The 21,782-nt window shown below is 69.6% G+C and carries 22 protein-coding genes; 8 read left to right on the plus strand and 14 right to left on the minus strand.

Annotation, left to right across the window (positions count from 1 at the left end; genetic code table 11):
- Positions 1–35: 35 nt before the first annotated feature.
- From AB0316_RS06360 to AB0316_RS06375, 4 genes are all read right to left on the minus strand, one after another.
- Positions 36–848, minus strand: a complete 813-nt coding sequence (locus AB0316_RS06360; protein WP_366271484.1) for an ABC transporter permease — start codon at positions 846–848, stop codon at positions 36–38.
- 132 nt (positions 849–980) lie between these two features.
- Complete coding sequence (locus tag AB0316_RS06365) at positions 981–1,682, minus strand: extracellular solute-binding protein (RefSeq protein WP_366271486.1); 702 nt, start codon at positions 1,680–1,682, stop codon at positions 981–983.
- On the minus strand, positions 1,682–2,203 hold the full coding sequence (locus AB0316_RS06370; protein WP_366271488.1) for a hypothetical protein: 522 nt from the start codon (positions 2,201–2,203) through the stop codon (positions 1,682–1,684). Before AB0316_RS06370 ends, AB0316_RS06365 begins: the two co-directional genes overlap by 1 nt.
- Positions 2,204–2,214: 11 nt before the next feature.
- Positions 2,215–3,327: an ABC transporter ATP-binding protein gene (locus tag AB0316_RS06375; RefSeq protein ID WP_366271490.1), complete on the minus strand. Its 1,113-nt coding sequence runs from the start codon at positions 3,325–3,327 to the stop codon at positions 2,215–2,217.
- A gap of 100 nt (positions 3,328–3,427) precedes the next feature.
- Between AB0316_RS06375 and AB0316_RS06380 the strand changes: the two genes are divergently transcribed.
- The 4 genes from AB0316_RS06380 to AB0316_RS06395 all read left to right on the plus strand — a co-directional run bounded on the left by AB0316_RS06380 (position 3,428) and on the right by AB0316_RS06395 (position 6,298).
- Positions 3,428–4,180, plus strand: coding sequence for a GntR family transcriptional regulator (locus AB0316_RS06380; RefSeq protein WP_366271492.1), 753 nt, complete (start codon positions 3,428–3,430; stop codon positions 4,178–4,180).
- Positions 4,181–4,185: 5 nt separating this feature from the next.
- The gene (locus AB0316_RS06385; RefSeq protein ID WP_366271494.1) at positions 4,186–4,917 is read left to right on the plus strand and encodes a cache domain-containing protein; all 732 of its coding nucleotides are present in this window, start codon (positions 4,186–4,188) and stop codon (positions 4,915–4,917) included.
- 450 nt (positions 4,918–5,367) lie between these two features.
- The gene (locus tag AB0316_RS06390; RefSeq protein ID WP_366271496.1) at positions 5,368–5,859 is read left to right on the plus strand and encodes a pyridoxamine 5'-phosphate oxidase family protein; all 492 of its coding nucleotides are present in this window, start codon (positions 5,368–5,370) and stop codon (positions 5,857–5,859) included.
- Positions 5,860–6,046: 187 nt separating this feature from the next.
- The gene (locus AB0316_RS06395; protein ID WP_366271498.1) at positions 6,047–6,298 is read left to right on the plus strand and encodes a three-helix bundle dimerization domain-containing protein; all 252 of its coding nucleotides are present in this window, start codon (positions 6,047–6,049) and stop codon (positions 6,296–6,298) included.
- 26 nt (positions 6,299–6,324) lie between these two features.
- Here AB0316_RS06395 and AB0316_RS06400 read toward each other — a convergent pair whose 3' ends face one another.
- The 3 genes from AB0316_RS06400 to AB0316_RS06410 form a co-directional block, all read right to left on the minus strand.
- The gene (locus tag AB0316_RS06400) at positions 6,325–6,738 is read right to left on the minus strand and encodes a hypothetical protein (RefSeq protein ID WP_366271500.1); all 414 of its coding nucleotides are present in this window, start codon (positions 6,736–6,738) and stop codon (positions 6,325–6,327) included.
- A gap of 378 nt (positions 6,739–7,116) precedes the next feature.
- On the minus strand, positions 7,117–7,521 hold the full coding sequence (locus tag AB0316_RS06405) for a hypothetical protein (protein ID WP_366271502.1): 405 nt from the start codon (positions 7,519–7,521) through the stop codon (positions 7,117–7,119).
- Between the two features lie 182 nt (positions 7,522–7,703).
- Positions 7,704–8,510 (minus strand): TMEM175 family protein, encoded by an 807-nt coding sequence (locus AB0316_RS06410; RefSeq protein ID WP_366271504.1) that lies wholly within the window; start codon positions 8,508–8,510, stop codon positions 7,704–7,706.
- Between the two features lie 253 nt (positions 8,511–8,763).
- Here AB0316_RS06410 and AB0316_RS06415 point away from each other — a divergent pair, with 253 nt between their 5' ends.
- The gene (locus tag AB0316_RS06415; RefSeq protein WP_366271506.1) at positions 8,764–9,681 is read left to right on the plus strand and encodes an arylamine N-acetyltransferase; all 918 of its coding nucleotides are present in this window, start codon (positions 8,764–8,766) and stop codon (positions 9,679–9,681) included.
- A gap of 120 nt (positions 9,682–9,801) precedes the next feature.
- Positions 9,802–11,601, plus strand: coding sequence for an alkaline phosphatase family protein (locus AB0316_RS06420; protein WP_366271508.1), 1,800 nt, complete (start codon positions 9,802–9,804; stop codon positions 11,599–11,601).
- 74 nt (positions 11,602–11,675) lie between these two features.
- Here the strand turns inward: AB0316_RS06420 and AB0316_RS06425 are convergent, their stop codons facing one another.
- The 3 genes from AB0316_RS06425 to AB0316_RS06435 all read right to left on the minus strand — a co-directional run bounded on the left by AB0316_RS06425 (position 11,676) and on the right by AB0316_RS06435 (position 13,471).
- On the minus strand, positions 11,676–12,281 hold the full coding sequence (locus tag AB0316_RS06425) for a TMEM175 family protein (protein WP_366271510.1): 606 nt from the start codon (positions 12,279–12,281) through the stop codon (positions 11,676–11,678).
- Positions 12,282–12,335: 54 nt separating this feature from the next.
- Positions 12,336–13,178, minus strand: coding sequence for an SDR family NAD(P)-dependent oxidoreductase (locus AB0316_RS06430; protein ID WP_366271512.1), 843 nt, complete (start codon positions 13,176–13,178; stop codon positions 12,336–12,338).
- A 107-nt stretch (positions 13,179–13,285) separates the two neighbouring features.
- A complete protein-coding gene (locus AB0316_RS06435) occupies positions 13,286–13,471 on the minus strand; it encodes a BldC family transcriptional regulator (protein ID WP_366272803.1) in 186 nt (61 codons plus the stop codon).
- 232 nt (positions 13,472–13,703) lie between these two features.
- Here AB0316_RS06435 and AB0316_RS06440 point away from each other — a divergent pair, with 232 nt between their 5' ends.
- Positions 13,704–14,558, plus strand: a complete 855-nt coding sequence (locus AB0316_RS06440) for an alpha/beta hydrolase (protein ID WP_366271514.1) — start codon at positions 13,704–13,706, stop codon at positions 14,556–14,558.
- A gap of 87 nt (positions 14,559–14,645) precedes the next feature.
- Here the strand turns inward: AB0316_RS06440 and AB0316_RS06445 are convergent, their stop codons facing one another.
- Positions 14,646–15,206 (minus strand): hypothetical protein, encoded by a 561-nt coding sequence (locus tag AB0316_RS06445; RefSeq protein WP_366271516.1) that lies wholly within the window; start codon positions 15,204–15,206, stop codon positions 14,646–14,648.
- 187 nt (positions 15,207–15,393) lie between these two features.
- Between AB0316_RS06445 and AB0316_RS06450 the strand changes: the two genes are divergently transcribed.
- Positions 15,394–17,148 carry an alpha/beta-hydrolase family protein gene (locus tag AB0316_RS06450; RefSeq protein ID WP_366271518.1) on the plus strand — a complete coding sequence of 585 codons (1,755 nt, stop codon included), beginning with the start codon at positions 15,394–15,396 and terminating at the stop codon, positions 17,146–17,148.
- A gap of 9 nt (positions 17,149–17,157) precedes the next feature.
- Here the strand turns inward: AB0316_RS06450 and AB0316_RS06455 are convergent, their stop codons facing one another.
- The 3 genes from AB0316_RS06455 to AB0316_RS06465 all read right to left on the minus strand — a co-directional run bounded on the left by AB0316_RS06455 (position 17,158) and on the right by AB0316_RS06465 (position 21,723).
- Complete coding sequence (locus AB0316_RS06455; protein ID WP_366271520.1) at positions 17,158–18,669, minus strand: MFS transporter; 1,512 nt, start codon at positions 18,667–18,669, stop codon at positions 17,158–17,160.
- Positions 18,670–18,780: 111 nt separating this feature from the next.
- Positions 18,781–19,032: a hypothetical protein gene (locus AB0316_RS06460; protein ID WP_366271522.1), complete on the minus strand. Its 252-nt coding sequence runs from the start codon at positions 19,030–19,032 to the stop codon at positions 18,781–18,783.
- Positions 19,033–19,086: 54 nt separating this feature from the next.
- Entirely contained in the window at positions 19,087–21,723 is a 2,637-nt protein-coding gene (locus tag AB0316_RS06465) for a LuxR C-terminal-related transcriptional regulator (RefSeq protein WP_366271524.1), read from the minus strand.
- Between the last annotated feature and the right edge of the window lie 59 nt (positions 21,724–21,782).

Consider the following 21,782-nt stretch of genomic DNA (forward strand, 5'->3'; position numbering starts at 1 on the left):
CCGCCTCCTCATCATCTCTTCCGTACGATGTGCGTTCACAGGTTGTCGAGCGCGCCCGTGCGACGCACGGCGAGCAGGTAGAGCACCATGATCACGACCGAGGCCGTGCCGAGCGCCGCGGCGAAGGGCAGGTCCAGGGTGATGTTCTGGAGAACCGCGGTGCCGAGGACCTGGAGCTTGCCGCCGACGATCTGCACGGCGATGTAGTCCCCGAGCGACAGCGAGAAGGTGAAGACCGACCCGGCGGCGATGGCCGGCAGCAGCGACGGCACGACGACGCGTCGGAAGGTCGTGAAAGACCGGCCGCCGAGGTCGGCACTCGCTTCGAGGTGGCTCTCTGGAAGGCGCTCGAACGCGGCGTAGACCGGCAGCACCATGTAGGGAAACCACAGGTAGGTCAGCGTCAGCACGACCGCGGCGAGGCCGTAGCCAGGTGTGGCCCCGAACGTGCTGGCCAGGACTCCTCCCGGCTGCACCATCGTGCGCCACGCGTACGCCTTGACGAGGTAGCTCGCCCAGAGGGGCACGAGGATGCCTGCGAGCAGGAGGCCGCGGAGCCGGCGCGGCGCGACCCGCGCCATGAAGAACGCGAAGGGCACCGCAATGACGACACAGAGCACGGTCACGAGCACCGCGATGAGCAGGGTGCGCCCGACGATGCCGGCATACGTGGAGTTGCCGAGCCCGCGAAAGTTGTCGAGCGTGAACGTGCGCACGACGAGGTTCGTGAACGGGTCCGTCGTCCAGAACGCCGTCGCGAAGATCACGGCCAGCGCACCGAGGTAGGCGACGACGAGCCACAGCAGGGGTGGGCCCAGAAGGGCTGCTAGCCCGCTGCGTCGTCTCATCGTCGCCTCCTCGGTGCGGTTGGTCGTTCGTGACCGGTCGTGCCGGTCGGGCGGTTACCGGCCGGTCGTGGCTGGTCGTCGCTGGTCGTGGGTCAGCCGTGGCCCGTGGTCAGCGCTGGGGCGCCGCGGGCCTCAGCTGTTGCGGATCTCGGTCCAGGCCTTGGTCCACGCTGCATAGTCGGTGCACTTGACGTCGGTGCGGCCGTCGAGGCAGGCGCTGATGGGCGTCGTCCAGTAGTGCACCTTGGCGAAGTACGCCTCGTCCTCGGCGTGGAAGACCTTGCAGTGGTTGGGGTCTGCGGTCTCGGCGCACGCCTTCTTGTTCGCCGGCGCCTCACCGAAGTACTCGGCGATCTGAGCGTTGGCCTTGGGGGAGACGATGTGGTTGATGAACTCGTAGGCGCAGGTCTTGTGCTTCGACTTCGCGCTGACCATCCAGGTGTCGGACCAGCCGGTCGCGCCCTCCTTGGGCAGGATCGCCTCGACCTTGGCCTTCTCGCCCTGCGTGACGTTCGCGATGACCTGCCAGGTCGTGCCGATCGTCGTCGAGCCGTTCTTGAAGGCCTGGACCTCCTTGAGGTAGTCGGACCAGTACTCGCTGACGTTCGCCTTCTGGGCCTTGAGCAGATCGACGGCAGCGGCGAGCTGCTTGTCGTCGAGGGCGTAGGGGTCCTTGATGCCGAGCTCGGGCTTGGCCGTCATGAGATAGAGCGCGGCGTCGGCGATGTAGATGGGTGAGTCGTATGCCGTGACCTTGCCCTTCTGCGCGCCGGCCTGGTCGAAGACGGCTCCCCACGAGTCGGGCGCGGGCTTGACGAGGTCGGTGCGGTACATCAGCAGGTTGGCGCCTCGCCCGTGGGGGATGCCGTAGGCGACGCCGTCACCGAGTTCCAGGGCTTCATCTTGAGCGAGTCGAAGATGTCGGCGTAGTTGGGGATGAGCGAGGTGTTGACGGGCTCGACGTCGCCTGCGGCGATCAGACGCAAGGTCGCGTCTCCCGAGGCGGACACGGTGTCGTACTGACCGGTGCGCATGAGCTGGACGGCCTCGTCGGACGTGCCGAACGTCTTGACGTTGACCTTGCACCCGGAGGACTTCTCGAAGTCGGTGACCCAGTCGACCTTAGGGTCGTTGCTGCCGTTCTCGACATAACCGGGCCAGGCGAGGACGTTGACCTCACCTTCGGGGGTGCCGAGCTTGTTGAGGGCCTTGAGGTTCGGCACCTGCATCCCGCCGGGCGCTCCGCTGGCGCCCGGCGAGCCGGAGGTGGAGCTGCTGCATCCGGCCAGCGCGAGGACGGCCACTGCCGCGACGACCCCTACGGTCCCGCGCAGGGACTTCTTTGACGTGCGCACGCGGATCTCCTTCATCTGATTAGTGATTGCTGTGGTGGTGCCGCGAGTGGCGTGGACTCCGGCGTGGGCGCCCCGGGAACGTCGATGACGTGCTGCTGCCGCCAGTGGAGTGCGACGCGCTCCCCTCGCTGCAAGGTCGCGGAGTCGGCCCGCGTGCCGGTGTTCTGCTCGAGAGCGGTGAGCTTGCCCCCGGCGTCGAGGACCACGACGTAGCGTGTGACGGAGCCGCCGTAGACGACTTCCTGGAGGGTCCCCTCGGCGCTCATGAGACCGTCGGCGGCCGGTGTGCCGGCCGGCACGACTGCGAGCTTCTCGGGGCGGATGGCGAAGGAGCCGTCACGCCGGTTCACGGCGCGGGCTGCTTCGCCCGTCAGCAGATTCGACGTGCCGACGAAACTGGCGACGAAGGCGGAGGCAGGCATCTCGTAGACCTCGCGGGCCGTGCCCACCTGCTCGATCCGACCGGCGTTGAACACGGCTATCCGGTCGGACAGGGTGAGCGCTTCCTCCTGGTCGTGCGTGACGAAGAGGAACGTGATGCCGACGTCGCGCTGGATGCCCTTCAGCTCGACCTGCATCTGCTCACGCAACTTCAGGTCAAGGGCGCCCAGCGGCTCGTCGAGGAGCAGCACGGTAGGGCGGTTGACGAGGGCGCGCGCGAGCGCAACGCGCTGGCGTTGACCGCCGGAGAGCTGCGACGGGCGCCGGTTGCCGTGGTCGGCGAGGCGGACCTGGTCCAGGGCCTCGGCCACCCGGCTTCGCCGCTCCGCGCGAGAGACCTTCTTGACGAGCAGGCCATACTCGACGTTCTCGGCGACGCTCATGTGGGGAAAGAGGGCGTAGTCCTGGAAGACGGTGTTGACGTCCCGGTCGTAGGGCTGACGCCGTGTGACGTCCTCGCCGGAGAGCTCGATGCGACCGGCCGTCGGCTGCTCGAAACCGGCGATCATCCGCAGCACCGTGGTCTTGCCGGAGCCCGACGGCCCAAGCATCGAGAAGAACTCGCCAGGACGGATGTCGAGGTCGACGTCGTCCACGGCGACCACGGGCGGCGTCCCGGAGAACTCCTTGCGCAGTGCGCTGAGCCGGATGGCCGGCGTGCCGGGCGCCGTGCTGGCGGACATTCGGGCTCCTTCGGGGTCAGCTTCTTTGCCTCTGGACGGAAAAGGTATGGGTCCATATGTTTGGAGCGCAAGAGGTGAGGCCGAACTGATTAGGAGGGCGATGGCAGACCGGTCGATACCGCTGGGGCCCTATGCCGCCGTCTTCGCCCCGCTGCCCGCGGAGGGGCGCGCCGACGCCGTACGCCGCCGCCTGGGAGAGGCGATCGCGCTAGGTCTGCTGCCGGACGGCAGCATGCTGCCGCCCGAGAGCGACCTGGCTGACCGGTTCGGCGTCGCCACCGTGACCGTCCGCGAGGCGCTGAGCGCCCTGCGCGACGACGACCTCATCGTCACGCGACGCGGTCGCGGCGGCGGGTCGTTCGTCAAGGCACCCCGGGACGGCGGCCGGGCGGCGCTCCTGGCCCGTCTGTCCCACATGGGACTGGGGGAGCTGCGAGACCTCGTCGACCACTACTGCGCCATCAGCGGTCACTGCGCCGCCCTCGCGGCGGACCGGGCAGACCCCGAGGACGTCGAGCGGCTGCGTCGCCTGGCGGCCGTGAGCGCCGAAGCCGAGGAGCCGAGCGGCGCAGCCCGGCAGGAGGGCACCTTCCACCTCGAGCTCGCCGCGACGGCGCAGTCGGCTCGCCTGACACGCGAGGAGATGGTGCTGCAGCGCGAGATCGGGCCGGTGCTCTGGCTGGCCGGGGCCGGGGCCGTGGCCGACAGCCGCCGGGGTCACGACACCATCGTGGAGGCGGTCGCTCTCGGTGACGCCCGGGCAGCCCGGTTCCGGGCGGAGGATCATGTCAGCGCGCTGTTCGACGCGGTGAAGGCCCTGCACCGCGATACCCGATCGCGAAGGACCAGGTGACCCGCATGAAGACCACGAAGGATGCCGAGGACGTTGCCCAGTGGGTCTCGGGCTTCGGACGCTGGGCCTTCGACCAGCTCGACGACATCGCGGTCCTGCTCGAGGCCCCGCTGTCGCTCACCTCCCCGAGACGCGCCGACCTCTGCATCGAGCAACGGTGTCACGAACTGCTCGCTGATCCGCAGACCCCGGTCGCCGGCGCCGGCGCCGTCTTCGCTCCGGGCGTCCTGTCTGACGCTCCCTACTGGCTCGAGTGGTGGACCGTGGAGTCCAGGGAGGGGGCGCACGCCGTCACCAAGCTCGCCGCCGAGACCGACCCCCGCGCGGTTGGGTTTCGTGATTACACCGAGCTGCCTTGGTATGCAAAGCCGTTCGAAACTGGAAGTCGGCACGTCACGGGGCCCTACGTCGACTACCTCTGCACCGACCAGTACACCCTCACCTTCACCTGTCCCCTTTTCGTCGCTGGGTCGTTCGCCGGGGTTGTCGGCGTGGACGTCCTGGTTGCCTGGCTAGAGGAGCGCTTGCTCGACGTGATGGCGACGGTCGACCGAACCTGCGTCCTCGTGAACGCCGCCGGTCGTGTCGTCACGTCGTCCGATCCGACATGGGTCACGGGTGACCTGATCCGCGACCTCCCGATCGAAGCCTGGCTGGAGGCGAAGGCGCTGGACCACCCGGACTGGAGTGCCGCCCGGTGCGAGGGCCTGCCGTTCGTCGTCCTCACACCACGTTGATTCCCGGGTGAAGCGCCGCCCTTCCGTGAACCGCCGCCGGCGGGCGCGGTCTCGGACGGCGTGGCGGGCTCGCCGCATGGACACTCTCCGTCAGATGGCGAGATTCGGGCTCAAGTGATGTGGCGTCCTCACCGGCCGTGCCCTGGTCCGCCCAGGGCCTCATGCCGCTCATGATGCCGGACATGCCCTTCGACCCACCCACGGTCACGGCTCGGGAGCAGCTTCCCCCATCACCGCTCGAAGGCATGACAGGCAGTCCCGGCCTCGACGCGGCACTACGAGCGGCACGCACGTATGCCGTCGAGCTGAGCGAGCTGTCCGGCCCGTCACGGCTGCATCCAGACCCGCCCCTCTGGCCCTGGCTCCTTTGCCGATTCGCTCGCAACGATCACTGCTGAGTAGGACCCTGAAGGGAACAGGCGTCCGTGCCGACCGAGAGGAGTGGTCGTCATGACCACGCACCAAGGAAGCCTCGCCCTCCTGAATGACGAGGTCGCACAACGGCTGCTCCAGTCCCCGGGACCCGCACGCCTTGCCTACCAGTGGACGGATGGGACGCCCCGGGTGGTCCCCATCGGATTCCACTGGAACGGGACCGAGATCGTCTTCGGCACGCCGCCCGACTCGCCGAAGGTGAAGGCCCTGCACGACGGCGCCCGGGTCGCCGTGTCGATCGACACGGACGAGATGCCCTACAAGGTTCTCCAGATACGCGGTTCCATCCGCGTCGACACGGTCGAGGGCGTGGCGCCTGAGTACGAGGCCATGTGCCTGCGCACCATGGGGGAGGAGGCCGCGAAGGCGTGGCTGGCCAACCTGCGGGCGATCACGTCGAACATGATGCGGATCTTCGTCAAGTCCGACTGGGTTGCTGTGCTGGACTTCGAGACGCGATTCCCGAGCGCGGTGGAGCGCGCCATGGAGGCGGCTGCCAGCGCTTGACTGAGTTCGCCACCACGCGGACGGCGTCGTACGCGTGGCGTGTCCGGCGCTCGGGCGGCCCGTCCGGGTTCTCGGTGCGGACGCCACGAGCTCGGCGTCGACGGCGTGGCCGGGCGGTCGCTGAGCCCTCGAGGTTCACTCCCGAGAGAAGGTTGCGGCCCCCTCGGCGGTGCCGGAGCATTGGTCTATGGACAGCGCCGCGGAACGGAAAGCGCTGGCAGAGGTGCAGGCCCGCCTCGAGAAGCGCTTTCCTGACCTGCATCCCGATGTGATCGCGGCCGCGGTGAGGTTGGCGCACTCGGAACTGGTCGGACCGGTCCGCGACTTCGTCCCGGTGCTCGTGGAGCATGCGGCACGCGATCGTCTCGCCTTCGCGCTGCGCGAGGGTGACGTCCTTCCCAAAGACACCCCAGTCTCCAGTGAGCCCATCGACAGCTGACGGGACCACATGGGGTCCTCACCGCGTCACTGAACGGATTCCAGCGGGTCGAGGTTCCGACGGCTGTCCAGCGCCGAGGGACGATCGGCCGAGACGGCCAGAATGGCCTGCTGGAGCATGGATCTGAGTGCTTCGTCCGCTTCCGGCTGCTTGAGCCCGGAGACGCCGAACACGGCGAGGTCAACGCTTCGGTATGCCGTGCCGTTGACGTACAGCCAGCGGCGTCGAGAGTCACCGGCATCTGCCCGCCGCCTCGCGGCGGCATCCAGCACCCGGAGCCACACAGACGGACACCGCTCGAGTGCGGTGCCGGTGCAGGCGGCGGCAATCGCGGCATACGCCCAGGCCCCGTCGGCGCGGGCTCCGACCAGTGCCGGGATGAACGACGTCAGTGCGCCCCGGCCGTCGTCCGAGATGGCGTCGTTGACCCGCCTGGCCACGTGGCCCAACAGAGGGTGCGTACACGACGGGCGGTCTCCCCATCGCTCACCGGCGGCCATGGCGACGAGCTCCATCAGGCAGGCGCCGTCGGCAGGGGTGAGGTGCCTTCCTACTCGTAATGCCGGCCGCCCCGGACCCGAACCCATAGCTCGCCTCACGATGCATTGAGTCTGTGCACCCCACGGGAATCGCCGAGAAGGCGATCGGCTGTCACGCTAGCTTCCGAGCTTTTCGGGGGATCGAACTCTCCGTGAACACGCGTCTACGGAGCGGGAACCAGAAAGCGCACCCCAGGTCTCGTGACCGCGGGCGCTGATGGCGGGCGGCGATGGCGGGCGGGTAAGGCGGACGAGCACGTACTGCGCTGTAAGTGGGACTCAGACGGCGACGATGCCGTCCGCACTGACGTAACGAGTCACGGACGTCGTCCACGGACGCGTCAGCGTGTGGGTGACGACGCGCAGCATGGGCCGGCCGGCGTCAAGGGGCTCGATGGCGCTGACGACCTCGACGTCTGAGCCGGGCTGGCCGAACGCTCGGATGGGCGTGCCCTCCTCCACCTCGTCGAGGTAGCGGTAGCCGTCGGGCAGCCGGGGGCGGGTGAACGACGCACAGGAGCCGTGGCGAGCAGGGTGTCGCCCCCGGGAGATCCCGCACGTGGCGCACTCGAGCAGGTTGGAGGAGCGGGGCAACCGGTCCACGGTCAAGGTGGCGTGGTCGACGTGCTCCAGGGTGAACACAGCGCCGGGAACCTCTGCTGCGTGTACGGCCGTTGCGATCATGATCGGATCTCCTGACTCAGCCGGGCTGCCCTCATACGGCTCCGCGCAGGGTTCCCTGCGCTGGCAAGCGTCTGGGGCCTCACGCATCCAGTGACGCACGCGCACGTGTCCGGCAGGTCGCCGCCCGGTGACGCCCCGGCGGCCGGCCTCCGTCGCCCCGGGGAAGGTGGCTGAGCGGATGCTCAGGAAGCCGGTGGCCGGTCGCCGCGCCGGGCCGGGTCACGAGGGAGCAGTCTCCGCTCGACGACGCGGACGACTGCGACGGACAGCAGTGCGAGCATTCCGAGGTCGGCACTGACCAGGCTGAGGAGAGCACACAGCCCGAAGATCGCAGTCGTCAGCCAAGCCCAGGCGGTCCGCCGCGGTGGTCCGATGACGCGGTCGGTCACCGTGATGATGCCGGCTGTGAGCGCGGACAGCACGGTCATGGTGCCGATGTAGACAGGCGCCGAGGTAGTGGTCAGCTCTCGCCCAACGACGGCGGTGGGGAAGGGCAGGAAGGCGATCAGGAGCAGCCAGCCCAGGTTCAGCAGATGCAGGGCCGGGGCCTCGGTGTGGGTGTCCTCGAGCCGGCGGAACGCGACGCTGTGCGCAGCCCAGAAGACGTAGATGACCACGAAGCTGATGGCGAAGGACAGGAACAGGTTGCCGTGGTTGGCCACGTAGGCGCCGATGGTGCCGGTGCCCACCTGTCCGGCGACATCGACCAGGGGCAGCACCAGCAGGGTCATCGCAATGGCGACCACCGCGTCGGTGAGGGTCAGGACTCGATGCAGGGCGGGAGCCTGCCGGGTGGCGTCGTGCGCACTTCCGTCAGTTGCGCTCGGCTTCGCCGCCAGTGCATGTGGGCCCGTGTGGGACTGGGGCGAGGGTGCCCTCGGGTGGGCCACTCGCCGGCGGACGCGCACGTCACCGGCTGAGCGCGACCCGGCCCTCGCGGCATTGGCCGAGGCCTTGCGATAAGGATCTCGAGGTGTCGTGGTTGCCATGACCACTCCTGGGAAGAGCGGCGCCTGCCGGCACCTTCCACACGGCCGGCGCACAACGCGGCGTCTTCGTCACCGTGTGCCCATTCTCTCGAGAGCGCCCTGCAGCCGAAGGCGCTTTGAGCAGGCCCGGACGGCGGGCTCAAGATGCCTGACCGGTCATCGCGTCTTGGGTGGACTGTACGAGTGACCTGCGACGGAGGAGGATGGCCGCGTCCGGGCTGGGGGGCCTGATCCGGACAGCTGGGGGTGGAACGTGTTCGAGTCTCCTGGGCAACTCGGCCCTGCGGTCCGTGCGGCCTACCTCGCGCGGTTGGGGGTCGGCCCCGAGCCGCCTTCGGCCGACGCTTTGCAGGCTCTCGTGCAGCGCCACGCGGAGCGTGTGCCGTACGAGACGCTGTGGATACCCGCCGGCGAGCGATGGTCCACCGACCCGGGCGAGGCTGCTGAGCGCATCGCACTCGGCGGTCGAGGCGGGTACTGCTACCACCTCAACGGCGCCCTCGGGCTCTTGCTGCGCTCCCTTGGCTACGCCGTGCACGGGCACGTCGGCGGCGTCCAGGCCGGCGACCCGGAGCCGGATTCCGGCGCGGGGCCTGACCCAAGGGCGCGCGGCAACCACCTGGTCCTCACCGTCACCGGCCTCCCGACCGGCGAGAACCCATCGGGATGCTGGTACGTCGACCAAGGCCTCGGGGACGCGCTCTACGAACCGCTCCCGCTCGCACCGGGCGCGTACTACCAGGCGCCGTTCCACCTGACCCTCGAGAAGGCCGACACGGGGGACCGTGATGACGGTGACGTGGCCTGGACCTTGACGCACGACCCGGCCGGCGGCTTCCGGAGCATGACCTGGACGAGCGGTGAAGCCGTGCTGTCCGACTTCACGGCCCAGCACCAGTGGCTGTCCACGTCGCCCGAGTCCGGGTTCGTCCGGGTGCCGATGGCCGAGCGGCGTGACGTCGACGGCGCAGACGTCATCCGCGGGCTGGTGCTGTCCCGTGTCGGTGCCGGTGCGTTCACCCACCAGCCGATCACCCGCAAGACGGAGTGGTTCGACGTGCTGGCCGACGTCTTCGACCTTCGGTTCGATGCCGTCCCGCCCGGCTACCGAGAGCAGCTCTGGGACGCGGTGAACGCGGCACACCGCGCGTGGAGCGCCGCGCATTCGTGAGGTGCTCTTCGGAGTTTCTGCGTGCGTTCACGTGCAGTTGGCCGTGCTCGAAGAACGGCCGCAGGAAGCGCTGGTCAGGTGGTAACGCACACCATGACGACCCACCAGGAGAAACGATCCATGATGCATCGCCATCGCACTGCGGCCACCGCCTGGGCCGCCGCCACCGTCGCCCTGGCTGCGGGTGCAACCGCCTCCGTCGCCCACGCCTCTCCGGGCCACGGCACCGCTCGCCAGCCGCAGAAGCACGTGCTGCTCATCTCGGTCGACGGCATGCACCAGAGCGACCTCGACTGGTATGTCGCGCACCATCCGAGCTCGACACTCGCGCGGCTGACCCACGCCGGCGTCGAGTTCAGCAATGCCCGGACGTCCAACCCCTCGGACTCCGACCCTGGTGGCACCGCGTTGATGACCGGGGGCAACCCCCGATCGACGGGCGTCTACTACGACGTCGAGTACAGCCACAAGACCGACGCGCCCGGGGCAGCCTGCGTGCCCGGTCGTCCGGCCACCGGCGGGGACGTCGTCTACGACTCGCCGGACGACGCGCTGGCCGACGTTCCCGACTTCGTGAACCCGGCCAACGGCTCCTTCCCCTCGTTCGACGAGAACGGCTCGGTCTTCGCCGGAGGCTCGGACAAGGACCCGGCCAAGATCATGGACCTCAAGAACGATGCCTCGTCGTTCAACCCCGCGACCTTCCCGGTCAACCCGGCCGACTGCAGCCACGTCATGCCCTGGGACTACCTCGGTGACAACTCGATCTTCCAGATCGCGCACCGGGCCGGGATGCGCACCGCCTGGTCCGACAAGCACGCGGTGTACATGTCGTTCAACGGTCCCGGCTCGAACGGCAGGAGCATCGACGACTTCTTCGGGCCCGAGATCGACTCGCAGGCGGTCGAGCCGAACGGCGTGCCGTACCCGCAGGACGACGACTGGGCGCACGTGGAGGCCGCGACGAAGCAGTACGACGGCTACAAGGTCCGGGCGGTCCTCAACGAGATCGACGGCCGCGACCACTCGGGCCGCAGCCACGTGGGCACCCCGGCCATCTTCGGGATGAACTTCCAGGTCGTCTCCGTCGCCCAGAAGTCCCGCTCCACCTCGAGCACGCTCCTCGGCCCGGACGCACAGGGCAACTACCAGACGACCGCCCCGGAGCCCGGCGGCTACCAGTGGGTCGACGGGCACCTCGTTCCCGGCCCCGTCCTGTCCAGCGCCCTCGACTATGTCGACGCCCAGCTCGGCCGGATGGAGTCGCAGATCCACGCGGACGGCCTCACCGGCTCGACCACGGTCATCGTCACGGCCAAGCACGGCCAGTCGCCGCAGGACCCGAAGAGGCTCGTCACCGTCCAGGACGGCCCGATCGTCACGGCAATCAACGCCGCCTGGCAGAAGTCGCACCGGGACAACCCCACGCTCATCGTCGCCGGCACCAACGACGACCTGTGGCAGTCCTACCTCTCGGACAACTCGCAGGCCGCCTGCGACTTCGTCAAGAGCTACCTCTGGAACCACCCGGCCCAGGGCTACGACGTCGACAAGAAGCCCGTCACGGTCCAGCACTCGGGCCTGACACGGATCTGGGCGGGCCATGACGCCGCGCGGTTCTTCGGCGTTCCCGTCGCCGACGGCCGCTACCCCGACGTCTTCGGCAAGGTCCAGGAGGGCATCGTCTACGCCAAGCCGAGCAAGCTGGCCGAGCACGGCGGCATGAACCCCGCCGACCGCCACGTCCTGATGGTCGTCGCCGGGGCTGGAGTCAGGCCCCACGTGCAGCGCACGCCGGTCGAGACCACCCAGGTCGCTCCCACCGTGCTCGCGCTGCTCGGCCTCGATCCCGCGGCGCTCACGGCGGTGCGCTCCGAGGGCGCGCGGGTGCTTCCCGGCATCGGCGCCGCGCGCCGCTGACGGGCTGCGCCGGACTCGCCCCACGCACGTCACAGCACTGCAGGTCGGGGGCGGTGGCCCCCGGCCTGCAGGCATCAGGCGCGCTCGCCCAGGATGGGCGTCTGCTCGAAGACGTAGTACGCGGTGAGCGCGGCGTAGAGGAGCAGCATGGCGGGCGCGCTGATGAGCCCCACGACCGTCACGACCGGATAGAGCAGGGTCCCGACGCCGAAGCGCAGGACGGCCCGTGTGGCCTGCTGACGCGTGACCGGTCTCGTCGTGAGCCGGGCCCGGGTCATGTGCCACAGCATGAGGGTGAACGAGACCGCCATGCCCTCCGTGCTGATCCCGTAGAGGAGCACCGCGACGCTCGTGCTCGAGCCGTGGGAGGGGTAGAGGTACTCGGCCAGCGTGGAGGTCGTGAACGGGATGGTGGAGACGAAGAAGAGCAGCAGCAGGTTGTAGAACAGCAGGCGACGGTCGACCCTGGCGACCAGGTTGACGACGGCGTGGTGGTTGATCCACACGACGCCGATGACGAAGAAGCTCACGGCATACGCCGCGAAGGAAGGCCACCCGCGCTGCAGCTGGGTGGCCAGCGACTCCGGCTCGGCGGCGGAGGCGTGCAGGTCCAGCACCAGGAGGGTGATCGCCACGGCGAGGACCCCGTCGCTGAACGCCTCCATGCGTCCACGATCCACGTGCTCATGATCTCAGCGGGGCGCCCGTGTCGGGAACGGGCAACCGGAACCGGCTCAGCTCAGTCCGACGAGGGCTTCCGAGCGCTGCCAGAGGCCGGTGATGACCGACTGGTCGTGGGCCTGCCGGTTCTCCCGGCCGTCGGCGTCGAAGCGGCTGAAGTAGCGTCCGTCGATCTCCGGGTCGGGTCCGCGCTCGGCCAGGGCGACGAGCGGCGCCGCACCGTCGGCGACGCTGATGGTGGCAAAGCGCTTGAGGGGCGAGCGGTAGGCCAGCCCGACGAGCCACGAGTCCCGGCCGAAGGAGCTGCCGACCGGGCCGGGGTGCACGGCGACCGACACCACGCCGTCCTCGGACCACCGCTGCGCGATGCCGCGGGTGAAGACGATGTTCATCAGCTTGCTCGTGCCGTATGCCGTGAACTGCCGTGCCCGACGGTGCGCGTAGTCGAGGTCGTCGAGCACGATCTTGCCCATGAGGTTCGCGGCGCTCGAGGTGTTGACGACCAGGGAGGTGCCCGCCGCCGCGAGCTGCGCGCGCAGCAGGTTGGTGAGCAGGAACGGCGCCAGGTGGTTGACCTGGAAGTTGGGCTCGTGGCCGTCGGGCGTGCGCTTGGCGGGCGCGAAGGTGCCACCCGCGTTGTTCAGCAGCACGTCGAGCCGCTCGACCCGCTCGCGCACCTGGTCCGCGAGACGACGGACGTCGTCGAGTCTGGAGAAGTCGGCCACCAGGGGCTCGGTGCCGACGGCTTCGGCGATGGGGCGCAGCTTGCTCTCGGAGCGCCCGGTCACGTGCACGGTCGCGCCTCGGGAGGCCAGCACCCGTGCGGCATCGGCGCCGATCCCGTCGCTGGCACCTGTGACCAGCACCGTTCGACCCGCCATCGTCCCGTCGCTCATGCCGCGAGCCTAGAGGGCACCCTTCAGACGCCGCCGACGAGTGCCTCTCAGCGGGGCTGCTGCCTTGGGCGAGCAGTTTCAGGAGCAGGGCCTCGGGCCGAACGGGCTCAGAAGCCGCCATCGAGGATCCGGCGAACCTCCGAGTCGCGGTACCTGCGGTGCCCACCGGGCGTCCTGACGCACGTCAGCTTCCCTGCCCTGGCCCACCGAGAGACCGTCTTGGGGTCCACTCGGAAGAGGGCCGCCACCTGGGCCGGGGTCAGGAGCTTCTCGGTGCCTTGGATCACATCCAGCCCATCGTCATGTGCCACGGATCGCTCCTGTTCCCAAGGTCGGCGCCGCAGCGTCGCCACGGCGAATGAGGGCGGGTGCGCCGTTCGGCAGGTCGGCCCGTCGCCCTGTCTGATCGTCGACCGAGCGGATTTCGACGCCATCACCCATTCAGTACGATCTGCCGTCGAGCAGACCCACGGTTCATCCTGGGCGGGTGACGCCCCGGACCTGTTCGGTCGTGACGCTGGCATGGTGACCTCCTCGACGGGCTCGGTGCTGACCGAGCACTGGACATCGGTAGACGGCGTCAAGGTCTTTTACCGGGCATCGCCGGGCCCACCGGGCGTCCCGACGGTGATGCACGTGCACGGGTTCGGTCTCTCAGGTCGATACCTGCTGCCCACCGCCGAACGGCTCGCCGGCGACTTCCGCACCCTGGTGCCGGACCTGCCAGGATTCGGACGCAGCGGGCGCCCACGTGAGCCGCTGGACGTCCGTCAGCTCGCCGAGGCCGCGGCGGCGTTCCTCGACGACCGGGAGATCGAGAGGGTCACACTGCTCGGCAACTCGATGGGCTGCGCCGTCATCTGCGAGTTCGCTCATCTCTATCCGTCGCGGCTCGAGCGCGCCGTGCTCGTGGGGCCGGCCGGTGGGCTGCACAACCAGCCGATGCGCCGAGCCGTGCAGCAGCTGGCACAGGACGGCATACGCGAGCCTCTGGGGCTCATCCGTGTCGCCGTGCCGGACTACGTGCGGTTCGGGGTGCCCAGCACGGTCCGGATGTTCCGGGCCCTGACGCGCTATCCCGCGCTCGAGCGCCTGATGGAGCTGCACATCCCGACCCTCGTCGTCCTCGGCAGCGGGGACCCACTCATGCCGGAACCGTCTCGGGTCAGGGAGATCGCCGGCCAGTTCGAGACGCACGTGCTCGTCGTCGTGATCGACGGGGCCGCGCACGCAGTGAACTTCAGCCATCCCGGGGAGCTCGCAAACGTCACGCGTCTCTTCATGGCCGACCTGCCGATCCGCGACGATCCCGACTCACCAGGACACGCGCGCGCGTACGAGATCCACCGAGGAGCAAACCTGCCGCCGCTCCGGACATGACGGCGAGGCAGGAAGGCCGCTGGGCCCCCCCATCGTCGAGCTCAAGAACGTCGTGCACCACGAAGAGAAAGGCGATGCGGGGGCACGTCACCCCGCGACGCTGCTGCGGACGCGGTCGAGCATGTCCTGTTCCCGCTCGCTCACCAGCTGAGCCTTGAATCCCATGAAGCCGCCTTCCTTGGCAGCGTGCGCGGCTGCCTCGGCCGCCGCGACCAGCCACTGCCCGAACGCCGCCGATTCCTCCGGGGTGGCTTTGGACGCGACGATGGCCTGGACCGCCTTCAACTCGTCGAGGACCTGCTCGCCGGGCGGTTGGCCAGCGGTGGGCTTGTAGCCGCTGACCGGGTTGTGCCGCTGCTGCACCATGCCCTGGATCTCCAGTGCCACCTCAGCGACCAGCTGCTCGCGACTGGGCGGGTTCGTGGCGCTCTTGAGGGTGGCCATCGACTCCTTGGCCGCCTCGATCGGTCCGCCCGGGTCCGCGAGTGAGATCGCCATTCCGGCCACGAAGGGAGCACGCACGATCCGGGTCCACTCCTCGTCGGTGAAGTCGCTCTTCGCAGTCACGGTGCCTGCCCTCCAGTCGTGGTCCCACGGACGGTTGCCGGTTTCCACGATCTCCGGGCCACCTCCGAGGCGCGTCATCATCGCAGGATGACTTGCCTCGCGACCGGGCTCGCAACCTCGTCGCTCCGTCGGCTGCTGGGGCTCGGGCTGCCGGACTCGAGCACGCGCCGGGCAGGGGAGAGGGGCGGAAGCTCTCTCACCCCCAGCGGGTGACGCTCCGAGCAGGAGCGGCCCCTAGCGTGCGGCGTGGTGACGGGAGGCGGGTCCGATGGAGACAGTGGTGCAACCCGAGGAGAGGGACCAGTCCTCGGAGTCTTCTGCCGCTCCCGTGACCGAGCAGGTCGGGTCCGGTCAGGCGGGGTCCGGGGAGGCCCCACCGCGGCGGTGGGGGAGACTGCGCGAGCATGTCGTCCTCAGCCTGCCCGGGTGCTGGGGGGCGCTCGTCCTGGCCTGCCTCTCCTTCACGCCGTCGCTGCTGCCCCGCGGAGGCTTCCTCCAGGGGCTGATCTGTGGCATCACTGCGGCCATCGGCTACGGGGCGGGCGTCGTCGCGGCCTGGGCCTGGCGGGCCTTCGCAGACCGGCAACCACGTCGACCCCGTGCGGCCGCGTGGCGCACCTTGGCCATCGTCGGGGGCGTGCTGCTCGCCGTCTTCTTCGTGCTCGGACAGTACTGGCAGGCGCGGATCCGCGACCTCATGGGCGTCACCGACTACAGCCTGCCTCTCGTCATCGCGTCGCCATGGGTCGCGGTGGTGGTGTTCGGGCTGCTCCTGTGGGTCGGTCGGGGGCTGCGCCGCCTGTACCGGCGGACGGCCGGCCTGCTCGACCGGTGGGTCGGCCACCGTGCGGCTCGTGCGGTCGGCTGGGTGGTCGTCGTCGCCGCGACCTGGCTGCTCGTCAGCGGGGTGCTGCTGCAGGGAGCCGCCACGGTCGCCAATCAGGCCTTCTCGGTACGCAACACCGAGACCGAGGAGGGGGCGCACCAGCCGACGTCCGCCCTACGCTCCGGAGGTCCCGGCTCGCTCGTCGACTGGACCACGCTCGGGCGCCAGGGGCGCAACTTCACCGGTCTCGGGCCGACTGCGGTCCAGATCCAGAAGCTGACGCACGCGCCCGCGATGGAGCCGGTCCGCGCGTACGCCGGCCTGGACTCCGCGCCCGACGCCGAGTCACGTGCAGCGTTGGCGGTCAGCGACCTCCAGCGCGCCGGTGGCTTCGCCCGCAAGAACCTGCTCGTCGTCACGACGACCGGCAGTGGGTGGGTGGACCCGGCCATGGTCGACAGCTTCGAGTACCTGACGCACGGCGACTCGGCCACCGTGTCGATGCAGTACTCCTACCTGCCCTCCTGGATCTCCTACCTCGTCGACCAGAGCAAGGCTCGAGAAGCCGGTCGGTCGCTCTTCGACGCCGTCTACGACAAGTGGTCGAGCCTGTCTCCCCACGTGCGGCCACGGCTGTTCGTGGCTGGTGAGAGCTTGGGCTCCTTCGGCGGCGAGACGGCCTTCAGCGGTGAGTACGACCTGCGCAACCGGACGGCCGGCACGCTCTTCGTCGGCCCGCCGAACTTCAACACCCTCTTCCGGGAGTTCAGCGACCACCGGGCTTCCGACAGCCCCGAGATCCAGCCGGTCTACAAGGGCGGCCGCACGGTGCGCTTCAGCAACGACCCGGCGGTGCCCGCCCCGCCGACCTCCCGGCCCTGGGAGGGCACGCGTGTGCTCTACCTCATGCACCCGTCGGACCCGATCGTGTGGTGGAGTCCGAACCTGGTATTCCACGAGCCCGACTGGATCGCCGAGCCTGCCGGCAGCGACGTGCTCGACCGGATGGTGTGGATCCCGTTCGTGACGTTCTGGCAGGTGACGGCCGACCTTCCGTTCTCCACCGGGGTGCCGGGCGGGCACGGGCACACGTACACGAGCGAGTACGTCGACGGCTGGAACGCGATCCTGCGACCGGCCGGCGTCACGAGCCAGCAGCTCGCCGACCTCCGTGCGGTCATCAGCACCGGCCAGTGATCGCGCCGCTTACTCCGTGCGGCCGGTGGCGCTGGTGCGCAACGTCAGTGCCGTCGAGGACGCCGCGGCCGCCGCCGAGTCGTGGATCGTCCCACTCGCGGTCCGGTGGTGACCCATGACCACCGCCATCACGACGCCCGCGAAGCTGAGGACCGCCATGACCCAGGAGGCGGCGCCGAGACCCGAGGCCAGGGCATCGGCCGGCGAGCTGCCCTCTGCGCTGCGGCTGGTCGTCACACCACTGAAGATGGTGGCAGCCAGCGCCGTCGCGACCGAGGCGCCGACGTAGCGGGCCATGTTGGACACGCCCGAGGCCGACCCGACCTGGTTCTCGGGGACGCACGAGGTCGATGCCGACGAGGACGGCCCGTTGGACAGCCCCATCCCCACGGCGACCGCGATGAGCGGCAGCAGGAACCTGCGGTAGGGCCAGGATGCGTCGACGAACCCGATCGCCGCGAACCCCACTGCGGTCAGGAGGAACCCGAGACCGACGACCTGACGGCCGCCCAGTCGTGCGCTCAGCCGTGGGACGGCCGCAGCGATCGCGACGAGGCCCACGGTGGCGGGGAGTGTCGCGAGACCGGCCTGCAACGTCGTGAACCCCAACGTGTCGGGGTTCTGGAAGTAGAGGCTCAGGAGGTACATCAGCGCGTTGATCGTCCCGGCCCCGATGAGGATCGCGACCGTGGAGGCCACGAGGATGCGGTTTCGCAGCAGGGCGAGGTCCAGCATGGGCACGGCGACCCGCCGCTCGACCAGGACGAAACCGATACCGGCGAGAAGGCCGATCCCCAAGCAGGTGATGGTGGCGGCGGAGGCCCAGCCCCAGGCACTTCCCTTGCTGAGGGCCAGGATCAGGGGAGCGAGGGTCAGCGCTATCAGGGCGGAGCCGGCGTAGTCGATGGAGTGTGAACGGGTGGGGTCGCGCGACTCGGAGACCCCACGCGCAGTGATGAGGATGCACAGCACGGCGATCCCCGCGTCGAGCCAGAAGAGGCCCTGCCACCCGGTGGCGGCGACGAGCGCCCCGCCCATCAGAGGGCCGGCGGCCGCTCCGACAGCCGCAGCCGCCCCCCACAGCGAGACGGCGCGCAGCTGCTGCTCGCCGCTGTTGGCCACGGACAGCAGGCTGAGTCCGCAGGCCAGGATCGTCGCTCCGGCCGCGCCCTGGATGAACCGGCCGGCAATGACGCCACCGCCGGTGGAGGACAGTGCGATGAGGATGCACGAGGCCACGAACAGCACGAGGCCGAGCTGGAAGACCTTCTTGCGTCCGAACACGTCGCCCAGGGACCCCGACGTCACGATGACAGCGGCACCGACGAGGGAGTAGCCCGTGACGGCCCACTGCAAGGTCGTGACATCGGTGCCGGTGTCGGCGCTGATCGCCGGCAGCAGGATGCTGACGGCGGACGTGTTGGCGTTCACGACGAAGGTCGACAGGCAGGTGACCGCCAGGACACGACGTGCCGTGGCGGTGCCTTCCCGTTCGCCGCCCGGCGGCTTCCCTGCTTCCACGGGGGACTTCTCAGGTGTCACCGGACCATCCCTTCACTCGGCAGGCGGGCCTCACGCCTCCACGGTGGCGCTCGCGGACGATCCCGGCATCGCACATGTCGGGGGAGATGCTCATAAGGGGCGGTCGGAGCTGGGGGGCCCGGTGTCGCCGCGGTCGACGGGTGGTTGCGGCTCCGCCAGGAGGTGCGTGTTCAGGACATCCAGTCCCAGGGACGTCAGGGTGGCGAGGACCGCCACCAGTTCCTGGCTGTCGTGGACACGAACGGTCAAGGTCGTCGTCGTGTCGTCGCTGTCGTACCACGTCGCATAGGGCCAGAGGTCTCGCTCGTCCACAGCCCCTGCAACGGTGACCATTGCCTGCATGCGAGTGCTCCTCTCTCGTACGGTCCCGGCTCGCTCACGTCGTCGTGGGCAGCCTCAGTAGAGGTCCAGCTCGGCGGCTCGACGAACGGCGCCGCGGCGGCTGCCGACGCCGAGCTTCTGGTAGATGTGTCGGATGTGCGTCTTGGCCGTGTGTGACGAGATGAACTCCGCCTCTGCGATCTCGGCGGCGGTGAGGTTGGTCGTCAGGTATCTGAGGATCTCGCGCTCCCGCTGGGTCAGCTGCTCGGGTCGGTGTGACGCCGGCCTGGCGGCGAGCCGACCCAGGATGTCGGCCACCGTGCCCGCGTACGCGGTCCCGTGGACCAGGTGGGAACTGAGCAGCTCGCGCATGGACGGCCCCGCCTCGAGGAAGGGCTGGTAGAGCCCTTCTGGCTCGGCCGCCGCGAGCGCGCGTTCGAGCGAGACGTGGGCACCGGGCCGCCGCAGGGCGGCCAGCGCCTGGGCTTGCACGCACCGACCCAGACACTCGACGTGGGCGCCCCGGCCGGCAAGGGGGATACGTTCGATCTCGCTGAGCGCCTCTGCGGCCAGTCCTGCGCGCAGGAGGACGCTGGCTCGTTGCGCCTGGGCGAGGGGACCAGGCGGCTCCGGTGCGTCAGCGCGAGCGCCGTGCACGGCCTCGCGCAGCCTCCCCTCCGCCGCCGCGACCGCCGGTTCCAGGCCGGCCAGGACGGAGCCCCACGCGGGCGGCGGGCTGCAGGAGTCGACCAGCTCCCTGATCTGGGCGGTGCTGCGTTGCGCACTCGCCACATCTCCCAGGCTTAGACAGACCTGGGCGTGGAAGGACAGGACCAGCCCTCGCAGCTCCCAGTCGAAGGGGAGCATCGTCGAGAGGCTCTGCTCCAGCTGGGCACGCGCCTCGTGCAGGTTGCCGCGCCAGTAGTCGAGCCAACCGAGGAACGCCACGGCCGGAGCCGTGGTGCTGAGTCCCACCCACCCGCGCTCGTCGGCCCGCGCGACGACGTCCAGGGCGACGTCGAGGCACTCTCCGAAGTGGCCTTCGTCGGCAGCCGGAATGCATGACTCGGCGAGCGCGGTGAGCTCCAGGGCCAACAACCCGCTCTCGTGCGCGATCGCTGCTGAGGACCGAAGCGTCTGGAGGACGAGCGTTCCCTGGGCGGCGAGCCGGGCCTCGCCCATGCCGACGAACGTCTGGGCGGACGCCACGATCGCGGGATCGCTCGGCGCTGGCCTTGCCTCCAGCTCGTGCAGGAGCGCCGCACCCGGCGCGACGGCTGCGCTGAGGCCCAGCCCGTAGCCGGTGCGGAACAGCTCGACGACGGCCGCCCGGTCCTCGAACTGGGCCTTGGCCGTGCTGGGAAGCCTGTCGGCGCTCGCGCGTGCAGTCTCCACTGCGGCTTCCGCGTCGTCCATCCTCCCCCGCTGGACCAGGAGGAGTGCATCCGCGAGGTGAGCGTCGGCGGCATAGCTCGAACCTTCCGGCAGCTGCCCCAGCAGATCGGACACCGCATCCCCGCGGCCTTGGAGGACCATCTCGAGCCAGTGCTCGGCGAAGATCTTCGAGGCAGTGTCGACCTCTCCCGCAGCCAGTGCATGGGCGATCGCGGTGCGAGGGTCGACCGTGCTCCACCACGTCGCCGCTGCCGCGTGGCCGTCGGTGGCCCGCTGAGGGTCCTCAGCGGCCAGCCATCGGTGGACGTGCGCTGCGAAGAGGGGGTGCCACGAGTACCAGGTGTCGTTGCCGGTGGGCGTCCTGGACAGGAAGAGCCCCTCTGCCACGCATTGTTCCAGCAGCGCCTCCGCGTTGTGGCTGCCACGGATGCTGTCGACGAGGGCTGCGCACACGCGTTCGTCGACCGTGCTGTCGAGGACGAACTGCCTGCGTTCGTCGGACAGCGAGCCGAGGACCTCGGTCGCCAGATAGTCGGCCAGCGCCTGGTCGCGTCTCAGCTCCACGTGGGCGGGGTGCTTCTGCCCGTACTGCCTGGCCACGAGAATCGCCATCCGCACGCCTGCGGGCCATCCTCCGGTGGTGCCGTGGATGGACTGGACGGCTCGCTCGTCGAGGTCCAGACCGGCGGCTCGCACGGCGTCGGCGGTCTCCTGGGGACTGAAGGCAAGCTCCTCGTGCGTCAGGTAGGACAACCGCTCGTCCAGCCGCAACCGTTGCAGGCGCAGGGCCGGTGCCACACGTGCTGCCATGAGGATGCGCATGTTCGCCGGCGCCCAGCGCAGGACATGGTCGACCAGGGCCTCGGAACCAGCGGCTCCGCGCAGGTGCTGCAGGTCGTCCAGGACGAGCATCAACGGTGCTGCAGCGTCGTAGAAGACCTCCAGCAGGGAGTCGACCAGTGTCAGCGGCTCGGCGCGCAGGGTGGAGTCTCGCAGCGTCGTCAGCTGGGCGCTGATGTTCGGGACTCCTGCGATGTCGGCCGCGGTGACGAGGTCCGACACCAGCCGCGCCGGTGCCCGATCCGACTCGTCGAGCGTGAGCCAGATGGTGACGCCGCGCCCGAGCTGTCGGCGATGAGCCTCTCCCAGCAGCGTGGACTTCCCGTAGCCGGCCATGCCGGCCAGGACGACGACCGGTCGACTGTCGACGAGCGGCGCCAGACGCGATCGATCGATCGTTTGGACGGCCGGAGCGGGCGGGGTCATTCGTGCTTGACGTGGTCCGGCCATGTCATCCCCGACGGTCGATGCGTGCATTTTTCGCGTGTGCCAACGTGAGCAGCGTCAGGGGAGCCTGAGGCGGCTTCGACGGTTAC

It is taken from the genome of Terrabacter sp. NPDC080008 (genome assembly GCF_040702505.1).
In the GTDB taxonomy this organism is placed as follows: Bacteria; Actinomycetota; Actinomycetes; order Actinomycetales; family Dermatophilaceae; genus Terrabacter.

Bases quoted from the DNA above. Each gene is read 5' to 3' on its own strand.
- AB0316_RS06380 (WP_366271492.1), top strand. From the start codon at position 3,428: ATGGCAGACCGGTCGATACCGCTGGGGCCCTATGCCGCCGTCTTCGCC.
- AB0316_RS06385 (WP_366271494.1), top strand. From the start codon at position 4,186: ATGAAGACCACGAAGGATGCCGAGGACGTTGCCCAGTGGGTCTCGGGC.
- AB0316_RS06405 (WP_366271502.1), bottom strand. From the start codon at position 7,521: ATGATCGCAACGGCCGTACACGCAGCAGAGGTTCCCGGCGCTGTGTTC.
- AB0316_RS06465 (WP_366271524.1), bottom strand. From the start codon at position 21,723: ATGCACGCATCGACCGTCGGGGATGACATGGCCGGACCACGTCAAGCA.
- AB0316_RS06460 (WP_366271522.1), bottom strand. From the start codon at position 19,032: ATGCAGGCAATGGTCACCGTTGCAGGGGCTGTGGACGAGCGAGACCTC.
- AB0316_RS06375 (WP_366271490.1), bottom strand. From the start codon at position 3,327: ATGTCCGCCAGCACGGCGCCCGGCACGCCGGCCATCCGGCTCAGCGCA.
- AB0316_RS06450 (WP_366271518.1), top strand. From the start codon at position 15,394: ATGGAGACAGTGGTGCAACCCGAGGAGAGGGACCAGTCCTCGGAGTCT.
- AB0316_RS06365 (WP_366271486.1), bottom strand. From the start codon at position 1,682: ATGTACCGCACCGACCTCGTCAAGCCCGCGCCCGACTCGTGGGGAGCC.
- AB0316_RS06430 (WP_366271512.1), bottom strand. From the start codon at position 13,178: ATGAGCGACGGGACGATGGCGGGTCGAACGGTGCTGGTCACAGGTGCC.
- AB0316_RS06410 (WP_366271504.1), bottom strand. From the start codon at position 8,510: ATGGCAACCACGACACCTCGAGATCCTTATCGCAAGGCCTCGGCCAAT.
- AB0316_RS06445 (WP_366271516.1), bottom strand. From the start codon at position 15,206: ATGATGACGCGCCTCGGAGGTGGCCCGGAGATCGTGGAAACCGGCAAC.
- AB0316_RS06360 (WP_366271484.1), bottom strand. From the start codon at position 848: ATGAGACGACGCAGCGGGCTAGCAGCCCTTCTGGGCCCACCCCTGCTG.
- AB0316_RS06395 (WP_366271498.1), top strand. From the start codon at position 6,047: ATGGACAGCGCCGCGGAACGGAAAGCGCTGGCAGAGGTGCAGGCCCGC.
- AB0316_RS06420 (WP_366271508.1), top strand. From the start codon at position 9,802: ATGATGCATCGCCATCGCACTGCGGCCACCGCCTGGGCCGCCGCCACC.
- AB0316_RS06390 (WP_366271496.1), top strand. From the start codon at position 5,368: ATGACCACGCACCAAGGAAGCCTCGCCCTCCTGAATGACGAGGTCGCA.